Here is an 18,031-nt window from a genome sequence, read left to right as displayed (position 1 = left end):
AAGGGGCTGCCGGTGCGCTTATCCCTTCCCCTGATCGGCCGGTCGGCCTCGCTGCGCACCCGGGTCGCCGTGGCGTCCGCGATCGCGGCCTCCGCGGTGGTGGCCGCCTTCACCGTGCTGACCACCGTGGTGCTGGTCAACAACGATGCCGCACAATTGGATCGGCGTCTGGACTCGATCGTCGAGGCGAGCATGTTCCCCGAGCAGCTGTCCGACCCGCGCCGGGGAGTCCTCACCACCGGCCGGTCCCGGTCCAGCGGGCAGGTGATGTTTCAGCGCGGATTCCAGCTGCCGGCACTGCCGCCGGGCACCGAGACCGTCGCGGTCAACGGTGTCGAATACCGGGTCCGCACCATCCCGATGGACCAGCAGGGCGGCGGTGTGCTGCTGTCGATCGGCATCCGCGCCGACAGTATCCTGTTGAGCCAGGCCAGAATTCCGATCTACATCGCGGTCGGTGTGCTGACGGTGTTGGTGGCGGCCGGATTCGGCTGGCTGCTGGCCGGGCCCGCGGTGCGGCCGCTGCGCAGGTTGACCGAGCAGACCAAGCTGCTGGGCAACAAATCGGGTGCGCAGATGCCCGCCGTCACCGGTGCGCGCGAAGCCGAGGAACTGTCGGATGCGATGGCGGGCATGCTGAGCAGGCTGGTGGCCGCGCAGCAGGCGACCACCCGGTCTCTGCAGGCCGCACAGGATTTCGCGGCCAACGCGGCGCACGAACTGCGCACCCCGCTCACGGCCATGCGGGCCGACCTGGACACCCTGCGCATCCACGATCTGCCGACCGAGGAGCGCGAGGAGGTGGTGGCCGACCTGCTGCGCGCCCAGCGCAGAGTGGAAGCCATCATCACCGCGCTGGGTCAGCTGGCCTCGGGTCAACTGGCCCAGGCCGAGGACCGCGAACTGATCGACATCACCGATCTGCTGGACCGGGTGGCACGTGAGAACGCGCGCGCCGACGCCCCGGCGGACATCACGGTGGAGGCCGGCGACGATCTCGGCATGGTGTGGGGGTGGCCCGGCGGGCTCCGCCTCGCGGTGGACAACCTGGTGCGCAACGCCGTCGCGCACGGTGCGGCGCACCGGATCGTGCTGTCCGGGATCCGCGGCCCGGACCGGCAATTGCGCATCGTGGTCGACGATGACGGGCGCGGCCTGCCCGCCGAGGAACGCACCGCGGTGCTCGGCCGGTTCGCGCGGGGTAGCACCGCCGCGCCCGGCGGCTCGGGTCTGGGGCTGGCGCTGGTCACTCAGCAGGCGGCGCTGCACGGCGGCCGGCTCGAACTGTCGGACAGCCCACTGGGCGGGCTGCGTGCGACGCTGACGATCTCCGACCGCGCGCCCGATCAGATCGAGGACGGTGCGGAGGCCTCGGCGCTCAGCGCCGCGCCAGAACCGTCGCGATGGCGCGCCAGCCGAGCAGCAGCACGGCGGTCGTGATCGAGGCCACCACGATGAAACTGGTGGCGGTTCCGGCAGAGGTGGCCCTGCGCAACAACATTCCGACGACCACGGTGAACACCCAGACGATCAGCCCGGTGGGGTAGAGGGTGGCGGGCCGCTGCCAGGCCCGCGCCGCGGCCCAGCCCGCAAGGGTGCCGGTCAGGAACGGCCAGGCCGTCTCGGCGACACCGGCGACGGTCAGACCCTCGGCGTGGCTGCGTCTGCCGATGGTGCAGAACACCACCACGCACACCAGGTCGGTCAGCAGCGCCACCAGCGGGCGCGGACGTTCATTCACCGGAGTAGTCCATCACATCGGAAAACAATGGGAGCAGCCCGGTTTCGTCACGCGGTGACACGTCGGGCTGCAACGGTGCGGGTTTGCCGGCCATCGCGGCGTCGACCGCATCGCCGTCCGGGCCGACCTGATCGGATGTCCGTGCGGTGAGGCGGAATTCGTCGATGACGAAGGGCAGGCCGTCGGCCTTGAGCGGGTCCGGTCCGTCCATCACGTGGAAATGCAGATGCGGTGCGTCGGTGTTGCCGCTGTTGCCCAGCTGCCCGAGCACCTGCCCGGTGCTGAGCCGGTCGCCGGGTTTCACCGCGACCGAACCGGTTTTCAGGTGCGCGTAGAACGCGTAGTTCCCGTTACCGATGTCCTGCACCACATGATTTCCGCCGTACTCGTCCAGCCGCAGCCCGGTGGGGTTGACGCCGGCCACCTGCTCGGGCAGGCCGTCGAGGACGGCGACCACCGGACCGTCGGCGACGGCGTGGATATCGGCGCCGAAGTAGGGATAGCTCTGCAGGTCCTCGACCGCGCCGTCGTACAGCCGGCCGTCGGGCATCAGCTGCACGTAGTCGATGGCGAACCGTTCGGCTCCCCAGAGTCCGCCGTCGATCGGGTTGATCGCCATCCGGTGCGCCGTCATCCCGCAGCAGCCGTTGGCATCCCACCATTGCGGCCCGCGTAGCGGTGCGGCGATGGTGACCGGTTTCCGGGTTTGCACGGTCACCGGCGCGACGGTCTCGGTCACCTCGGCGGGCATCAGCGGCGGCACGGGCTGGGTCAGTCTCACCCGCACCTGGTGGTCGAGTTCGGTGGGCGCCTGCCCGTTCTCGGTGATCACATCGAGCCAGACCAGCGCGGACTGCGACGGTCCGAGTGTTGCGGTCGGGGTGGTGGTGCCCAGCACCCGGGTGCGGCCGGCGAGCTCGGCGCCGGCCAGTGTCAGCAGGGGATCGCCGGCGCCGGGACGCACCAGGACCGAGTCCACGGTGACGTCCTGGTTCATCGAATTGGTCAGCAGCAGTTCGTAAACCAGGTGGGTACGGCCATCGGTGGCGGGCACCGGTACCGGGGCGGCCAGGACCCGGGCCAGCAGTGGGGTGGCCACCGGCGCGGCGGGCGTGCTGGTGGTGGATGTGGGCGCAGGAATCGACGATGACGTCGCCGACGTCTCGGTACTCGCCTGTTCGGTGCTGGGCGAACAGGCTGCCAGGACCGCGACAGCGCCGAAAGTCAGTGCCAGGAAGGATGTTCGGCGCATCACGGGTCTCCTGCTTGCTTCGGTGGGTCCTCCGGTGCGTCGGGGTCGACGTCCATCTCGGTACGGAACATGAAGAAGAACACCACCCAGCCGATCGACGAGATGAAGATCCAGCTGACCAACCGGTAGATGAGCATGGCCGAGATCGCCGAGGCCAGCGTCATCCCGCTGGACACCAGGCCGGGCACCAGCACCGCCTCCACCACCAGCAGGCCGCCGGGCATCAGCGGGATCGATCCGACGGCGCGCGCGGCGGCGTAGGCCACCGTCAGTGCGGCCAGCGACGGATGTCCGCCCGCCGCGTAGGCGGCGAACGCCAGGCAGGCGACATCGGCGATCCAGTTGAACAGCGACCACCCGAACGCATTGCCCAGCGCACGCCGGCTCAGCCGCACCGATTCCAGCTGGCGCAGCATTTCGCGCCACTTGTCCAGCCAGGTGTCGGTGGGTTTGCCGCGCAGCGAATTGAACCAGGACAGCAGCCGGACCCCGATACCGTCGAGCTGCTGGGGGTTGGAGGCCACCGACTGGGCCAGCACCAGCAGCAGGAAGAACCCGCCGAGGGTGAAGATCAGCGAGAGCGGGTTCTTGCTGGCGCCCAGCAGGAACGCCCCGCCCAGCCCCAGTAGCGCCAGGCCGACGGCCTGCAGCACGCCGGACATCACCAATTGCCAGGACGCCACCACCGGGGAGGCGCCCCAGATGCGCTGCTGGCGGTACACGAAGGTGGCCGAGAGCACCGGTCCGCCGGGCAGCGTGGTGGACAGCGCGTTACCGGCATAGAACGCGGCCTCGGACCGCCACTGCCGCACCGTGACGCCCGCCGAACGCAGCAGGGTGCGCTGGATCTGCGCGAAGCTGTGCATCGAGGCCATCGCCGCGACGACGGCCGCCAGCACCCACCACCAGTTCGCCGACAACAGGCTGGTCCAGGCCTTGGCCAGCTGATCCCACACCAGCACCAGTTCGACAGTCAGCACCAGCACGGCGACCGCGAGGACGGCCCACCGCACCCACCAGTACTTGCCCCGCGGGCGCGCGTCCTGGCCAGGGGCGTCGCTCATCGGCGCGTCGTGCGACACGTCCTACAGGGTAACGGCGCGCGCTGCGGGTTCCCGCCGGTTCCGGCGGCGCGCCGCCACCCGGTCGTACGCTGCGGCCATGACGATAGATTCGGTCGCCGATCAGGCGGTGAGTCCACTGGTGCGCAAGGCCGCGGCGTGGGCGTGGCGGCTGCTGATCCTGGGCGCCGCGGTGGTGGCGCTGCTGTGGCTGGTGTCGAAGCTGACGCTGATCGTGGTGCCGGTGGCGCTGGCGTCACTGCTGGCCGCGCTGCTGCTGCCCGGGGTGGATCTGCTGCAGCGGCGCCGCGTGCCGCGCGGGTGGGCGGTGGCCGTGGTCCTGCTCAGCGCGATCGCGGTCGTCGGCGGCATCTTCAGCTTCGTGGTCAGCCAATTCATTTCGGGCGCACCGGGACTCGTGGAGCAGGTGACCCGTAGCGTGGACGGCCTGCGTACCTGGCTGATCGAAGGCCCGGTGCACCTGAGCCGCGATCAGATCGACCACGCCGGTGACGCGGTGATCAAGGCGCTGCAGGAGAACCAGGCCAAGGTCACCAGCGGCGCACTGTCCACGGCGGGCACCGTCACCGAGATCGTCACCGGTGCCGTGCTCGTGCTGTTCACCCTGATCTTCCTGCTGCACGGCGGTCGCGGCATCTTCGCCTTCGTCACCTCGATCTTCCCGACCACGGTGCGGGAACGGGTGCGCGACGCGGGGCGCGCCGGATTTCGGACACTGACCGGCTATGTGCGGGCCACCTGCCTGGTCGCACTGGTGGACGCCGTCGGCATCGGCACCGGTCTGGCCATCATGGGCGTGCCGCTGGCGTTGCCGCTGGCCTCGCTGGTGTTCCTGGGCGCCTTCGTCCCGCTGATCGGCGCGGTGTTCGCCGGCGGGGTGGCCGTCATCGTCGCGCTGATCGCCAAGGGCTGGGTTTACGCGCTGATCACCCTCGGCCTGATCCTGGCGGTGCAGCAGCTGGAATCGCATGTGCTGCAACCGCTGGTGATGGGCCGTGCGGTGGCGGTGCATCCGCTGGCGGTGGTGCTGGCGATCACCAGTGGCGGCGTGCTCGCAGGCATCGTCGGTGCGCTGCTCGCGGTCCCCGTCATGGCCGTGCTCAACAGCGCGGTCCGGGTGCTGCTGGCGCCCGACCCGGAGGCCGAGCATCAGCAGATTGCCGCCGAACTCGCGCCCGACGGAGTTACAGGCGACCCTCCCGGCGCAACAGATCCGCCGCGCTGACGCCGCCGCCACGGCGGGTCGGCGTCTCACCGGCGTCGCGGGTGTCGATCTTCTCGGTCGACTCCGGATCCTGTTGGGCGGGAATGGCAGTCGTCGGTTCGCTACCGCCGGCATCGGGGATGGCGCGAGTCGGGTCCGTCGACGGACGCGACGTGGGGGTCGCGGTCGGGATCGCGGTGGTCGGGGTGCTGCTGCCGCGCAGCTCGCCCAGCCAGGACTCGATCTCGCGGCGTTCGCGACCGGGTGACGGGTCGACCCGCGGGGCACGCTCCGTCGGGGGTGCGTTCACGGCGTTGATCGCCGAGGTCGCAGCCGAATCCGGTTGTGCGGCAAAGCGAGTCGTGGGGGGTTCCGGTGCGGGTCCGGGCGGTGCGGTCGGGATGCGGGTGGTGCCCGCGGCCGACGGGCCGGACGGGCGGACCGGAGGCAACGCGCCACGCGGTCCCGGCGCCGGCGGGATGGCCGGATGCCCGGGATCGTGCTGGGCCGGGTGTGCCGTCGCACCGGCGCCGACCAGAGCTTCCTGATCGGCGACCTCGCCCTCGGGCTCGCGCACGACGGGTCGCTTGCGCTCGTCGGGAAGCTCGGTCTCACCGAGGCCGATGCGTTCCTGCACGCGCTTCATCCACTTGGGCGCCCACCAGCAGTCGTCGCCGAGCAGTTTCATGATGGCCGGCACCAGGAACATCCGGATGACGGTGGCATCGAGCAGCAGGGCGATCAGCAGGCCGAAGGCCAGGTACTTCATCACGACCAGATCGGAGAACGCGAAGGCCGCGACCACCACTGCCAGCACCAGGGCGGCACCGGTGATGAGGCGGCCGGTGGTGGCGGTACCGATGCGGATGGCCTCGGCGGTCGACAGACCGCGCGCCCTGGCCTCCACCATGCGGGACACCAGGAACACCTCGTAGTCGGTGGACAGGCCCCAGATCACCGCGATGATCAGGCCGATCATCGGCGCCAGCAGCGGCTGCGGCGTGTAGTTGAACAACTGGTCGCCGTGACCGTCCTCGACGAACATCCAGGTCAGGATGCCCATCGTCGAGCCAAGCGTGAGCGCGGACATCAGCGCCGCCTTGATCGGCAGCACCAGCGATCCGAACGCCAGGAACATCAGGATGGTGGTGGTGATGACCAGGATCAGCCCGAGCATCGGCAAGTTGGAGAACAGACTGTGGATGCTGTCCTGGGCCAGCGCGGGGGTGCCGCCGACGAGCACCTCGGTGCCGCGCGGGGGCTGCAGGTCACGCAACTCGGCCAGCTTCTTGGGCGCGGAACTGGCGTCGACCAGGCCGTTCTGCAGCACCCGGACCGACGGATCCTTGGTGCCGCCCTCCTGCGGAGACCGCTCCTGCCACATCTTCGCCGGGTCCTCGGTACCGGAGAAACCGGACACCGTCTGCGCCTCGGCGCGCAGCGTCGCGACCTGCTGATCGGTGACCGGCTCACCGTCGGTGGAGCGGATCACCATGGTCAGCGGTTCGGTGCGGAATTCGGAGAACTCGCGGTCGAACTGTTCCTGCGCCATACGCACCGAGTTGTCCGGTGGCAGGTACTTCTCGCTGAGGCCGCCGAGCGCGAGCTGGCCGATCGGGATGACCAGCAGCGTCATGATCACCAGAATCGGCGCCGCGAACGCGATGGGCCGCTTCATCACCTGGTTGACGAGCTTGCCCCAGAAGCCCTTCTCGACCTCTTCGCGGGTCATGGTCTTCTGGGTCTTCTCGATGAACCAGTCGATGATCTTGCGGGAGAACGGCCAGTTCGCCAGGAACGGCACCCGAAGCAGGGTGCGCACCCCGAGCGCGTCGACGTTCGGCCCGAGGATGCCCAGCACCGCGGGCAGCACCGTGATCGACAGGACCGCCGCGAGCAGCACCGAGGCGATGATCGCGTAGGTGATCGACTGCAGGAATCCGAGTGGGATGAGCAACAGCGGGAGCGAGGATGCCACGATGATCACCGCGGAGAACGCGACGGTGCGGCCGGAGGTCATGACGGAGCGCCGGACGGCGGCCTCGACGTCGTAGCCCTCGGCCAGCTCTTCTCGGAACCGGCTCACCATGAACAGGCCGTAGTCGATGGCGATACCGAAGCCCATCATCGTCACGACCGGTTGGGCGAAGAAGTGCACCGCGCTGAACTCGGCGGTGAACCGCAGGATGCCCAGCGCGCCGGCGATCGTCAGTCCACCGATGATGGCGGGCAGTGCCGCCGCGACGGCGCCGCCGAAGACGAAGAACAGCACCACCGCCACCAGCGGGACGATGACGAGCTCGGCGCGTTTCTGATCGGTGCCGATGGTGCCGGTGAGCTCGCTGGCCAGCGGGTTGAGACCGGCGAGCTTGATATCGCCGCCGTTGATCTGTTCCAGGTCGGGCTGGACCGCCTGGTAGTTCTTCAGAATCGAATCGTCGTCGTCGCCCTTGAGCGGGATGCTGACGAAGGTCTGGCGCAGATCCTCGGTCTTCATCTGGTTGACCGTGGCGTTGCTGGTGTCGGGGGCTTTCAGCCAGCCCACCCAGCCGACGATCTGATCGGGGTGGTCCTCGACCACCTGATCCAACTCGCCGGCCACCTTCTGCTGCCAGGCCCGATCGGTGACCTTCTTGCCGTCGGGCGGAGTCAGGATGGCGACCACATGGCTGGTGCGGTCACGGCCGTACACCTCGTCACCGATCAGAGATGCCTGCACCGACTCGCTGGTCACATCGTAATAACCACTCTGGGTGACGTGGGACCCCAAACTGGCCCCGTACACGCCGCCACCAAGGCACAGTGCAACCATGACCCCGATCACTATGTATCGGAATTGGTACACCGTTCGACCCCACCAGGCGAACACGTCAGCTCCTTATTTGTTCTTGTCGATCTGAATCACGCTCCGCGCGCACAGTCACTTCAGTTCTTCACACGCGCGAGGTCAGCAACGCGGACAACGGCCGGAACGGCTGCAGCCAAGCGCCCTGCTCGGGCAGCGAATCAAGGCCGATTCGCGGTAGCGGCTCCCGGAAGACACCAGGGATGTCCTCCAGGTCGACGAACTCCAAGCTATCCGACGCTAACGCCCAACTGGCATGTTCGCGAAATCCGAGCACCTGCACCGGAACGCCCTCGTGGGCGATCTCTTCCAGCGGTATCCGGAACGCCTGACCGTCCGCGGATGCCACCACGACACCGGCCAGCCCCTCGTGGCGGCGCAGCGCGATGTGCTCCAGCATGTCGCTGTCCACGTCACTGTCATCGTCGATCTTGGGTTTGGCGAAGACAGCGAAGCCCACGTTACGCAACGCCTCCACCCAGGGCCGGACGACATCGGCGCTACCAGGGGCGATGTTGGTGAAGACGGTGGCCTCGGGCTCCAGCGTGGCGACCGCACCGGTCTCGGCGTCGCGACGGCTGGACAGTTCTGCGGTGCGGCTCAGCAGCCAGCGGCCCAGCGCGTCGAAACGCGGCCGGTGCGCCGCCGTCGGCCGGCCACCCAGGATGGACCCGAGGCCCATATCGAGGTTGGGTGCGTCCCAGACCAGCAGCACTCGCTGGGTGGGCGGCACCTCGGGTGTCGTCGGCGGGGTCTCCGGGATGGTGGGGTCGGTCGTCATGGTCACAGGCGCTCCCACAGCAATTCGGTCACGACCGGCCCGGCCAGGGCCTTGCGCTCGTACTTCGTCTCGGGCCTGGCGACCGATATCGGCAGATCGTCGTTCATGCTGACGCGGCGCAGCCGCGGTTCGGCATCCCCGACCTCGGCGATGTGCTCGGCGTACCCCATGTGATCGGTGGCCGCGTGCAGGATCCCGCCGGGCCGCAGCCGGTCGGCGATCAGGGCCATCGTTTCGGACTGCAATAGCCGGCGTTTGTGATGGCGGGCCTTGGGCCACGGGTCCGGGAAGAACACCCGCACCCCGGTCAGCGATCCCGTGGTCAACGAGTGTTCGAGCACGTCGACGCCGTCACCGCGGACCAGCCGGATATTGGGGATGGCGTCGCGGTCGATCGCGCCGAGCAGCTGGCCCAGCCCCTTCTTGTAGACCTCCACGGCGATGACGTCGAGGTCGGGCTCTTGCAGCGCCATGGCCGCCGTCGAGGTGCCGGTGCCGCAGCCGATCTCCAGGATCAGCGGGGCCTGCCGGCCGAACCACTGCGCGGCGTCCAGCACCGTCGGCCGGGCGTCGGCGTCACGGGCCTCGGTGCCGATCTGCGGCCACAGCCGTTCCCAGGTTTCCTGCTGCCCGCCGGACAAGGTGGAACGACGGGACCGGAAGCTGGTGACGCGGCGCATGTGGTGGGGCTGGGAAGCTCCCGCCCCGGTTGCTGCGCTCTGTTCCGGGGAGGTTGCCTCCCCGGCTTCCTCGCGCTGGGCATACATCGGTCCATCGTCGCTCATCCAGACAGGTGTACCCGCATCGTGGTGCAGATTGATACCCAACAGTTGTCTTTGCGCCGATATGTCTGGAAAACACTGCTCACCGGGGTGTCGTGGCGATGTCACCATGTGATGTGAGCCATGGTGGCGGTGCAACGGATGTGAAAGGAGCGGGGGATGTCTGTCGACGAATTCGTCTCAGAATTGTCCGCCCACGCCGAAGCCACCGAGCGGCCCGCGCTACGTCCGATCATCGATGGTCTGTCCCGCCCGATCCGGGTGCGCGCGACGGGCCGCCCCGGGGTGGGACGGCGCACCCTGACGGCCGGGTTGCGCGACGCCGGGTTGACGATGGTGGACGTCCGGGCCGACGTCGAGGTGCTGGTCCTCGCGGAGACGGCCAAACCGGAGGACTGCCGGACCGCCCAAGCGGCCGACGGCCACCTCGTCGTCGCGCTCAACAAGGCCGACCTGCTGGGTGCCGCCGCGGCCGACCGCACGGCGGCGGTCCGCCGGGTCACCGGTGTCCCGGTCATCCCGGTGTCCGCACTCCTGTCGACCGCCACGCTGGACGACGCGCTGGTCGCCGCGGTGCGGGTGCTGGCCACCGAACCGGCCGACTTCAGCTCCACCGACGCGTTCTGCGCCGCGCCGCACTCCGTGGACACGGCCACCCGGGCGCGACTGCTCGCAGTGGCCGACCTGTCCGGGATCGCGCACGCGGTCGCTGCCGTCCGCGCCGGCGCGGACGGACACGCGCTGACCGCGGTGCTGCGCCGGGTGAGCAATATCGACGAGGTGCTGGCCGGTGTGCGCGCCGCCGGCGCACCGTTGCGGTACCGGAGGCTGTGCGCGTCGATGACCCGGCTGCGGGCCCTGGCGATCAGGACCGGCGACCCAAAACTGGACGCGATGCTGACCGGGGATGCCGCCGTGCGGGCCGCGATGGCGGCGGCCGCCGAGGTGGTGGGCGCGGATGGCCCGGAGGCCGGACCGGATGATCCGCTGCGCCGGGCGGTGCGCTGGCAGCGATACAGCCGGGGCCCGGTCAATGCGCTGCACCGCCGCTGCGGCGCCGATATCGCGCGGGGAGCGTTGCGCTCGGGGGTGTGGTGACCGCCGAACTGGTCCGCGAAGACCCCCACGACCTGGACGCCAGGATGTCCGCGCTGGCCCCCGGGCTGACCCCGCCGCGACCGGTACCCGGTGCGGCCGTCCTGGTCATCGGTCCGTGGCTGGCCGGAGTGACCAGTCTGGCCGCGGCACTACGGGAGCGCATGCCCGAGCGGGAGTTCGTCGAGGCCGAGGAACGTGCACCCGATATCGCGCCCGTCGCGGTCGTTTTCGCGGTCTCCGCCGTGGCCCCGCTGGCCGAATCGGACTGCGGGGTACTCGAGGGCGCCGTCCGACATACCGATCTCGTGGTCGGTGCGCTGACCAAGATCGACGTCCACCGGGACTGGCGGGCGGTGCTGAGCGCCGACGCCGGGGCTGTCGGCGCGCGGATACCGCGACTGGGTGGCATGCCGTGGGTCGGTGTGGCCGCCGCGCCAGCCAACGGCAGGCCGCACCTCGACGGTCTGGTCGCGGTGCTGCGGGAGGCGCTGTCCGATGACACACTCGTGCGCCGAAATCGCTTGCGGACGTGGGAAACTCATCTCAGTGATCTGATCGGTGCAGCTTCGGAAGCGGCCGCCGACGCCGAAGCCGCGGCATTGCACCGCCGGCGCGAAGACATTCTGCGGGACGCCCGGTTGTCGCGCTCGGAGCGCACCATCGCGTTGCGCAGCCGCATCCAGCAGGCCCGTGTGCAGCTAGGCTACTTCGCCCGCAATCGGTGTGCGTCGGTGCGCACCGAACTGTCCGAGGACGCCGCGACATGGGGTGGACTGCCCTGGGTTGGCCGGCGTCGCGCCGATGATTTCCAGACCCATGTGGCCGGCCGCGCCGCCGTGGTGGTCGCGGAGGTCGATTCCGGTGTCACCGAACAGTTCCGGGATATCGCCGCCGAACTGGGTCTGGCCGCACCGCCGGCGCCGCCCGCCGCGCCCGTCCCGAAGGTGGGTGGTGCCGGGCTGCCGTCCCGGCGCCTGGAGATGCAACTGATGATGGTGTTGGGTGCGGGTTTCGGGCTGGGTGTCGCGCTGGCGGCCAGCCGGCTGTTCAGCGGGCTCGCGCCGGGTCTGACCGCGGTCGGTGCCGTGGCCGGTGGCCTGCTCGGGTTGTTGCTCACGGTGTGGGTGGTCGGTATCCGGGGTCTGCTGCACGACCGGGCGCAGCTGGACCGATGGGTCGGCCGTGTCGCCGCGGCGCTGCGGGAGGACACCGAGGCGCTGGTCGCCACCCGGGTGCTGGCCGCCGAGGTCGACTTCACCGGCCAGGCGGCGGCCGCCGACGAGCGGGCCGCCGCGGAGACGGCCCGCCAACTGGATGCCCTCGATGCCCGGCTTCGGGAGCGCGCGGTGTCCGCGGCGCGTGCCGCCTCGGCCGCCGAACGCCGATTACCGGCGCTGCACGCCGCGCTGAATGCCGTCCGCGATGATTTAATAATCAGATGAATTCGGTTACCGCTCAGTACGAATTTTCTGAATAGGTTTCTGAATCGTTCCTGTGAGTGATCGGACATTGTCCCGATTCCCCAGACCAAAGTCACCCGCGTTAACCTCTTATTAGGGACGATCGTGACCAGTCGGTTATCGGCATGTTCACGGAAACTACGCAGGAGACTTTGATGACCTCAGCGACCATTCCCGGTCTGGACACCGCACCGACGACGCATCAGGGGCTGCTGGCCTGGGTCCGCGAGGTCGCGGAGCTGACACAGCCCGACCGCGTCGTGTGGGCAGACGGTTCACAGGAGGAGTACGAGCGCCTGGCCGCTCAGCTGGTCGAGGCCGGCACCTTCCAGAAGCTGAACAACGAGAAGCAGCCGAATTCCTACCTGGCGCTCTCCGACCCGTCCGATGTGGCGCGCGTCGAATCCCGGACCTACATCTGCTCCGAGCGTGAGGTCGACGCCGGCCCCACCAACAATTGGATGGATCCGGCCGAGATGCGGCCGCTGATGACCGAGCTGTACCGCGGCGCGATGCGCGGCCGCACCCTGTGGGTGGTGCCGTTCTGCATGGGCCCGCTGGAGGCCGAGGACCCGAAGCTGGGCGTGGAGCTCACCGACTCGGAGTACGTGGTCGTCTCGATGCGCACCATGACCCGGATGGGCCAGGCGGCGCTGGACAAGATCGGTGAGGACGGCTTCTTCGTCAAGGCCCTGCACTCACTCGGCGCACCGCTCGAAGACGGCCAGCAGGACGTCCCGTGGCCGTGCAACGACACCAAATACATCACGCACTTCCCCGAGAGCCGTGAGATCTGGAGCTACGGATCCGGCTACGGCGGCAACGCGTTGCTGGGCAAGAAGTGCTACTCGCTGCGCATCGCCTCGGCGATGGCCCACGACGAGGGCTGGCTCGCCGAGCACATGCTGATCGTCAAGCTCATCTCCCCGGAGAACAAGTCCTACTTCGTGGCCGCGGCATTCCCGTCGGCCTGCGGTAAGACCAACCTCGCGATGCTGCAGCCCACCATCCCGGGCTGGCGCGCCGAGACCGTCGGCGACGACATCGCCTGGATGCGGTTCGGCAAGGACGGCCAGCTCTACGCGGTGAACCCCGAGTTCGGCTTCTTCGGTGTCGCTCCCGGCACCAACTGGGACTCCAACCCCAACGCCATGAAGACGATCGCCGCCGGCAACACCGTCTTCACCAACGTCGCCAAGACCGACGACGGTGATGTGTGGTGGGAGGGCCTGGAGGGCGAGCCCGATCACCTGATCGACTGGAAGGGTCAGGACTGGGTCCTCCGCGAGACGGAAACCAAGGCCGCTCACCCCAATTCGCGTTACTGCACCCCGATCTCGCAGTGCCCGACGCTGGCGCCCGAGTGGGACGATCCGCAGGGCGTGCCGATCTCGGCGATCCTGTTCGGCGGCCGCCGCAAGACGACGGTCCCGCTGATCACCGAGGCCCGCGACTGGCAGCACGGTGTGTTCATCGGCGCCACCCTGGGCTCCGAGCAGACCGCCGCCGCCGAGGGCAAGGTCGGCACCGTGCGCCGCGACCCGATGGCCATGCTGCCCTTCCTGGGCTACAACGTCGGTGACTACTTCCAGCACTGGATCAACATCGGCAAGCAGGCCGACGAGTCCAAGCTCCCGAAGGTGTTCTTCGTCAACTGGTTCCGCCGTGGCGACGACGGCCGCTTCCTGTGGCCCGGATTCGGCGAGAACAGCCGCGTGCTGAAGTGGGCCGTGGAGCGCATCGAGCACCAGGCCGACGGGAAGAGCACCCCGATCGGCATCGTCCCCACCGCCGCCGATCTCGATCTGTCCGGGCTCGATGTGGACCCGGCCGATGTCGACGAGGCGCTGGCCGTGAACGCCGATGAATGGCGTGCCGAGCTGCCGCTGATCGAGGAGTGGTTCGAGTTCGTCGGTGAGAAGCTGCCGACCGGCATCAAGGACGAGTTCGACGCGCTGAAGACGCGTCTCGCCGAATCCGACTGAGCCCCACCAGCAGTCACGAATGGCCCCGAAATCACCTGATTTCGGGGCCATTCGTGTCTGCTCGCCACCCAGCCAGCAGGGCCCCGGCTCCGAATAACAGGTAAACGGCTGACGGGAGCTATCGGACATGTTGCGCAGGGTGCTCGACGAGGTGCTCGACCGGACGATCGCCCCCGGCTACACCCGCCTGGGCCTGGCGGTGCGGCAACGGTTCTGGTCCCCATTGGATCCGGACGCGCTGGCCGGGTCCACCGTCATGGTGACCGGTGCCAATTCCGGTATCGGCAAGGCCATCGCCGCCGGAGTAGCGGAGCTGGGCGGCACCGTGCTGTTGACGGTGCGCGACCCGGCCCGCGGCGAATCTGCCCGCACGGACATCCTCGAAGCCGCCCCCGGCGCGGACGTGCAGATCGAACGGTGCGATGTGTCGGATCTGGCGGGGGTGCGCGCCTTCGCGGCCGACCTGGTGTCCCGGGTGCCGAGGCTCGACGCGGTGATCCACAACGCCGGTGTCATGCCGCCGCAGCGTTCCAGAACCGAAGAGGGCCATGAGCTTTCGCTGGCCACCCACGTGCTGGGGCCGCTGTTGCTCACCGAACTCCTGCTGTCGGCGCTGGTGGAATCCCCGGACCCGCGGGTGGTCCTGATGTCCTCGGGTGGTATGTACACCCAGAAACTCCCGGTCGATGACATCGAATACCGGACCGGCAAGTACCGCCCCGCGGTCGCCTACGCGCGCAGCAAGCGGATCCAGGTCGCGCTGACACCGCTGCTGGCCCACCGGTGGGCCGCCCAGTCGGTCATGGTCGCCGCGATGCATCCGGGCTGGGCCGATACCCCCGGAGTGGCCACCTCGCTGCCCGCCTTCCGCACGGTGACCCGCCCGGTGCTGCGCACTGCGGAGCAGGCTGCCGACACCGCTGTCTGGCTGACGGCGAGTTCACCGACTCCGCCGTCGGGTGAGTTCTGGCACGACCGCGCGGTCCGTCCCACCCACTACCTGCCGACCACGCACTACAGCGACGCGGAGCTGCAACGGGTGTGGAAATACTGCCTCGCCGCGGCCGGACTGGCCTGATTCAGAGTTTGGCGAGTTCGCGCTGAAGTCCCTCGACGCCCTTGTCCATGAGATTGGCGACCGGAATGCGCAGCAGCGGCTCGCCGAATCGCAGCAGACCCTGGAACGCGAACTCGATACGGTAGGTGACCTTCGAGCCGCTGTCGTGCGGGGTGACGGTGATCGTGTCATGCGCGACCAGCGAATCATTTTGTCCGCGTAGCTGAATGGACCGCCCCGGCGTCACACCGATCACCTCGTATTCGAGGTCGCTGGTGCGCCCCGCGAACCGGGAGGTGTTGGCGTAGCGGGTGCCGACGCCGCCGTCCCCGTCGATGCGGGTGGTGCGTACTGTCCCGGGCTCCCACTGTTCGGTGGTGGTGAAATCCGACAGGTAGCCGAACACCACCTCCGGGGCCACCGCGGTGGTGACCTCACGTTCCATCTCGATCATCTGCTCTCCTCTTTGATGAGCTGCCGGGCATCCTCGCCCGAATCGTCGAAGGCCCTGCCGCGTTCCTCGGCTTTGTCGCTGCCGGAGAACAGGCCGGATTCGTTGGTGGCCGTGACTTTCTCGGTGTGCGGGCGGGGTGCCACGACCTCACCCGATGCCGGCTCGAACCGCCAGCGCGGGAGCGCGCCGCTCTGACTGCGTTGCAGCCACAGCACCATGCCCTCACGGACCGCGCACTGCAGGTCCCACAGTGCGCCGGCGTTGGGTGCGCTGACGGTGATCCGGACCCGCACGGTGCCGTTGACCGCGTCGACGACCTGCAGGACTCCGGAACGGCCGTCCCACAACTCATTTCGTTTCAACAGCCGGTCCAGCTCCGCGCGCATGGCTTCCAGGGGCACGGTGAAGTCGACGTCGATCATCACGGTGCCGAGTATCTCGGTCGCGCTGCGGGTCCAGTTCTGGAAGGGCGTGGTGGTGAAGTAGGTGCACGGCAGCACCAGTCGGCGTTCGTCCCAGACCTGCACCACCACGTAGGTCAGGGTGATCTCCTCGATGCGGCCCCATTCCTTCTCCAGCACCACGACATCGCCGACCCGGATCGCATCGGTGAACGCGATCTGCAAGCCGGCGAACACCGAACCGAGCGAGGTCTGCGCGGCCAGGCCCGCCACCACCGAGAGCACACCGGCGGAGGCGAACAGCGTCTTGCCGATATCGGCGAAGGACGGGAAGGTCATCAGTGCCGCGGCCATCCCGAGCAGCACCACGACTGCCATGGCGAGCCGACGCAGCACCGTCAACTGGGTACGGACCTTGCGGCGTTGCAGATCGGCGTCGGTGAGCCCGGTGTCACCGCCGCCGAAGCGGGCGATCATCCGGCGCTCCACGACCACGACCAGCTTGGCGATCAGCCAGGTGACGGTGGCGATGGTCAGGATCCGCAGGCTGTGGTCCACCCAGGGCCGCCAGCTGTCCTGGGGGTTGGACGTGCGTTGCAGTGCCACCGAGGCGGCGATGACCATCAGGCCGGCACGCACCGGCCGGCGGGTGAGCAGCGCGATATCGGTCAGCCATTGGCTGCGCCGACCTGCGCGCTGGAGCACCCAGGACACCGCGACGCCCAAGAAATAGGCGATGGTGACGGCGCCGGTCACCCAGGTCAGGGTGACGGCGAGGTTTGTTGCGGAAACGAGTTCGAACTCCTCAGGCATGGCTGCTTTCGGGTCGGGATCAGGTTGGCCCGTGCGTCCTTGCACACCCGGCTTGGCTACCCGCCCTGTCGGCACATCAACCCCGGCCCGCGGAGACTCCGATCACGCGGGCCGCAGCAGTGCCCGGACGGCCTTGGCGCGCTCGAGCAGCCTGCTGTGGGCGTGCACGTTCTTGTAGTGCAGCACCACGGTGATGCGCCTGGTCCCGGGAGCGCACGGCAGGGTGGCGTGATAGGACCGGTAGCCCCAGAAAAGGTAGGCGTTTCCGGGCGTCATCGACACGATCTCGGTGTCCAGGCCCCAGCGCAGCCGGCGCAGGAACCGGCGGCGGTACGCATCGCTCTGCGCGATGGCCTTCTCCGCGACATTGATCAGCACCGACCTGCGATAGCCCCGGCGATTGGGGCACAACACGAGTTCTCCGGACTGGCCGGCTGTGGCCTCGGGAACGAGGACGGGAAGCACGACGGTCAGCACGGACGCGTCGTAGTGCAGCCACAGCGGCCGGTCCTGCGGATCGGGACCGTCGATGATCCGGACGGCGCAGTCGAACTCCCGGTCATCGTCGTCGCCACCGGGATAGGCCAACCGGGCGACAGACTCTGCGAGATGCCGCAGGCCGGCGTCGGCGGTGAGCTCCTGCAGGAAAGGCAGCCCGGCCGCTTCCACGCCCTCGATCATCATCTCGTGCTGACCTCCGACCATGTCGGCGGCGAAGCCACGCACCTGTTCGAGCCATCCGGCACTGACGGCGGACGGCAGACAGGCCGAGCCCGCCAGGTCTATCTCGGCGACCACATCGGGCGCGGTGGCGGCGAATCCGGTGTGCGTCGCTCCGCAGTGTGTCGTGGCGTCCTCGCGCTCGCGGACATCGACGTCCATTGCCGCCCCCTTTCTTGCTGGGATCAGGAGCGACTCGTGATGCTCTGTATTTCGCCAGTGATGGTAAAGCTAACCTTATAGATCGGTAGCTAAGTAATATCAGCTGCTTAATTGTCTGTGAAGGTCTTGGACAGCAATCGATTGATGAGTTGCCAAAATCACATCGTGACGTCGGGGAGGCCCGTCCAGGCCGG

General features: G+C 68.6%; 15 protein-coding genes. 6 read left to right on the top strand and 9 right to left on the bottom strand.

Annotated features, from left to right (window positions below; all coding sequences use genetic code 11):
* The first annotated feature begins 12 nt into the window (after positions 1-12).
* On the top strand, positions 13-1,440 hold the full coding sequence (locus ASE48_RS25610; protein WP_082614418.1) for a sensor histidine kinase: 1,428 nt from the start codon (positions 13-15) through the stop codon (positions 1,438-1,440).
* Here the strand turns inward: ASE48_RS25610 and ASE48_RS25605 are convergent.
* The 3 genes from ASE48_RS25605 to ASE48_RS25595 are packed head-to-tail and all read right to left on the bottom strand — an operon-like array spanning position 1,379 to position 4,075.
* Complete coding sequence (locus ASE48_RS25605; protein WP_057169940.1) at positions 1,379-1,741, bottom strand: DUF3054 domain-containing protein; 363 nt, start codon at positions 1,739-1,741, stop codon at positions 1,379-1,381. The two genes, ASE48_RS25610 and ASE48_RS25605, sit on opposite strands and share 62 nt — an antisense overlap.
* A complete protein-coding gene (locus ASE48_RS25600) occupies positions 1,734-2,993 on the bottom strand; it encodes a M23 family metallopeptidase (protein WP_082614417.1) in 1,260 nt (419 codons plus the stop codon). Before ASE48_RS25600 ends, ASE48_RS25605 begins: the two co-directional genes overlap by 8 nt.
* On the bottom strand, positions 2,993-4,075 hold the full coding sequence (locus ASE48_RS25595) for a TIGR00374 family protein (RefSeq protein WP_057169939.1): 1,083 nt from the start codon (positions 4,073-4,075) through the stop codon (positions 2,993-2,995). Before ASE48_RS25595 ends, ASE48_RS25600 begins: the two co-directional genes overlap by 1 nt.
* A 79-nt stretch (positions 4,076-4,154) precedes the next feature.
* On the opposite strand from ASE48_RS25595, the gene ASE48_RS25590 reads away from it, so the two are divergent.
* Positions 4,155-5,300, top strand: a complete 1,146-nt coding sequence (locus ASE48_RS25590; RefSeq protein ID WP_057169938.1) for an AI-2E family transporter — start codon at positions 4,155-4,157, stop codon at positions 5,298-5,300.
* Here the strand turns inward: ASE48_RS25590 and ASE48_RS25585 are convergent.
* The 3 genes from ASE48_RS25585 to trmB form a co-directional block, all read right to left on the bottom strand.
* Positions 5,260-8,148 (bottom strand): MMPL family transporter, encoded by a 2,889-nt coding sequence (locus tag ASE48_RS25585; protein ID WP_057169937.1) that lies wholly within the window; start codon positions 8,146-8,148, stop codon positions 5,260-5,262. The two genes, ASE48_RS25590 and ASE48_RS25585, sit on opposite strands and share 41 nt — an antisense overlap.
* A 64-nt stretch (positions 8,149-8,212) precedes the next feature.
* Positions 8,213-8,905 carry an NYN domain-containing protein gene (locus ASE48_RS25580; RefSeq protein WP_057169936.1) on the bottom strand — a complete coding sequence of 231 codons (693 nt, stop codon included), beginning with the start codon at positions 8,903-8,905 and terminating at the stop codon, positions 8,213-8,215.
* A 2-nt stretch (positions 8,906-8,907) separates the two neighbouring features.
* Positions 8,908-9,690: a tRNA (guanosine(46)-N7)-methyltransferase TrmB gene (gene trmB, locus ASE48_RS25575; protein ID WP_057170041.1), complete on the bottom strand. Its 783-nt coding sequence runs from the start codon at positions 9,688-9,690 to the stop codon at positions 8,908-8,910.
* Between the two features lie 156 nt (positions 9,691-9,846).
* Between trmB and ASE48_RS25570 the strand changes: the two genes are divergently transcribed.
* The 4 genes from ASE48_RS25570 (at position 9,847) to ASE48_RS25555 (ending at position 15,308) form a co-directional block, all read left to right on the top strand.
* Entirely contained in the window at positions 9,847-10,785 is a 939-nt protein-coding gene (locus ASE48_RS25570; RefSeq protein ID WP_057169935.1) for a hypothetical protein, read from the top strand.
* The gene (locus tag ASE48_RS25565; RefSeq protein ID WP_235571475.1) at positions 10,782-12,227 is read left to right on the top strand and encodes a hypothetical protein; all 1,446 of its coding nucleotides are present in this window, start codon (positions 10,782-10,784) and stop codon (positions 12,225-12,227) included. Before ASE48_RS25570 ends, ASE48_RS25565 begins: the two co-directional genes overlap by 4 nt.
* A 173-nt stretch (positions 12,228-12,400) precedes the next feature.
* Positions 12,401-14,230 carry a phosphoenolpyruvate carboxykinase (GTP) gene (locus ASE48_RS25560; protein ID WP_057169934.1) on the top strand — a complete coding sequence of 610 codons (1,830 nt, stop codon included), beginning with the start codon at positions 12,401-12,403 and terminating at the stop codon, positions 14,228-14,230.
* 127 nt (positions 14,231-14,357) lie between these two features.
* Positions 14,358-15,308: an SDR family NAD(P)-dependent oxidoreductase gene (locus tag ASE48_RS25555; protein WP_057169933.1), complete on the top strand. Its 951-nt coding sequence runs from the start codon at positions 14,358-14,360 to the stop codon at positions 15,306-15,308.
* A 1-nt stretch (position 15,309) separates the two neighbouring features.
* Here the strand turns inward: ASE48_RS25555 and ASE48_RS25550 are convergent, their stop codons facing one another.
* The 3 genes from ASE48_RS25550 to ASE48_RS25540 all read right to left on the bottom strand — a co-directional run bounded on the left by ASE48_RS25550 (position 15,310) and on the right by ASE48_RS25540 (position 17,837).
* On the bottom strand, positions 15,310-15,741 hold the full coding sequence (locus ASE48_RS25550) for an SRPBCC family protein (RefSeq protein WP_057169932.1): 432 nt from the start codon (positions 15,739-15,741) through the stop codon (positions 15,310-15,312).
* Positions 15,738-16,955, bottom strand: coding sequence for a mechanosensitive ion channel family protein (locus tag ASE48_RS25545; RefSeq protein ID WP_057169931.1), 1,218 nt, complete (start codon positions 16,953-16,955; stop codon positions 15,738-15,740). The genes ASE48_RS25550 and ASE48_RS25545 overlap by 4 nt, the downstream gene beginning before the upstream one ends.
* Before the next feature lie 102 nt (positions 16,956-17,057).
* The gene (locus ASE48_RS25540) at positions 17,058-17,837 is read right to left on the bottom strand and encodes a hypothetical protein (RefSeq protein ID WP_057169930.1); all 780 of its coding nucleotides are present in this window, start codon (positions 17,835-17,837) and stop codon (positions 17,058-17,060) included.
* Between the last annotated feature and the right edge of the window lie 194 nt (positions 17,838-18,031).

The organism is Mycobacterium sp. Root265 (genome assembly GCF_001428895.1).
Classification (GTDB): Bacteria; Actinomycetota; Actinomycetes; order Mycobacteriales; family Mycobacteriaceae; genus Mycobacterium.
This window is presented reverse-complemented; position numbering and strand designations above follow the sequence as displayed.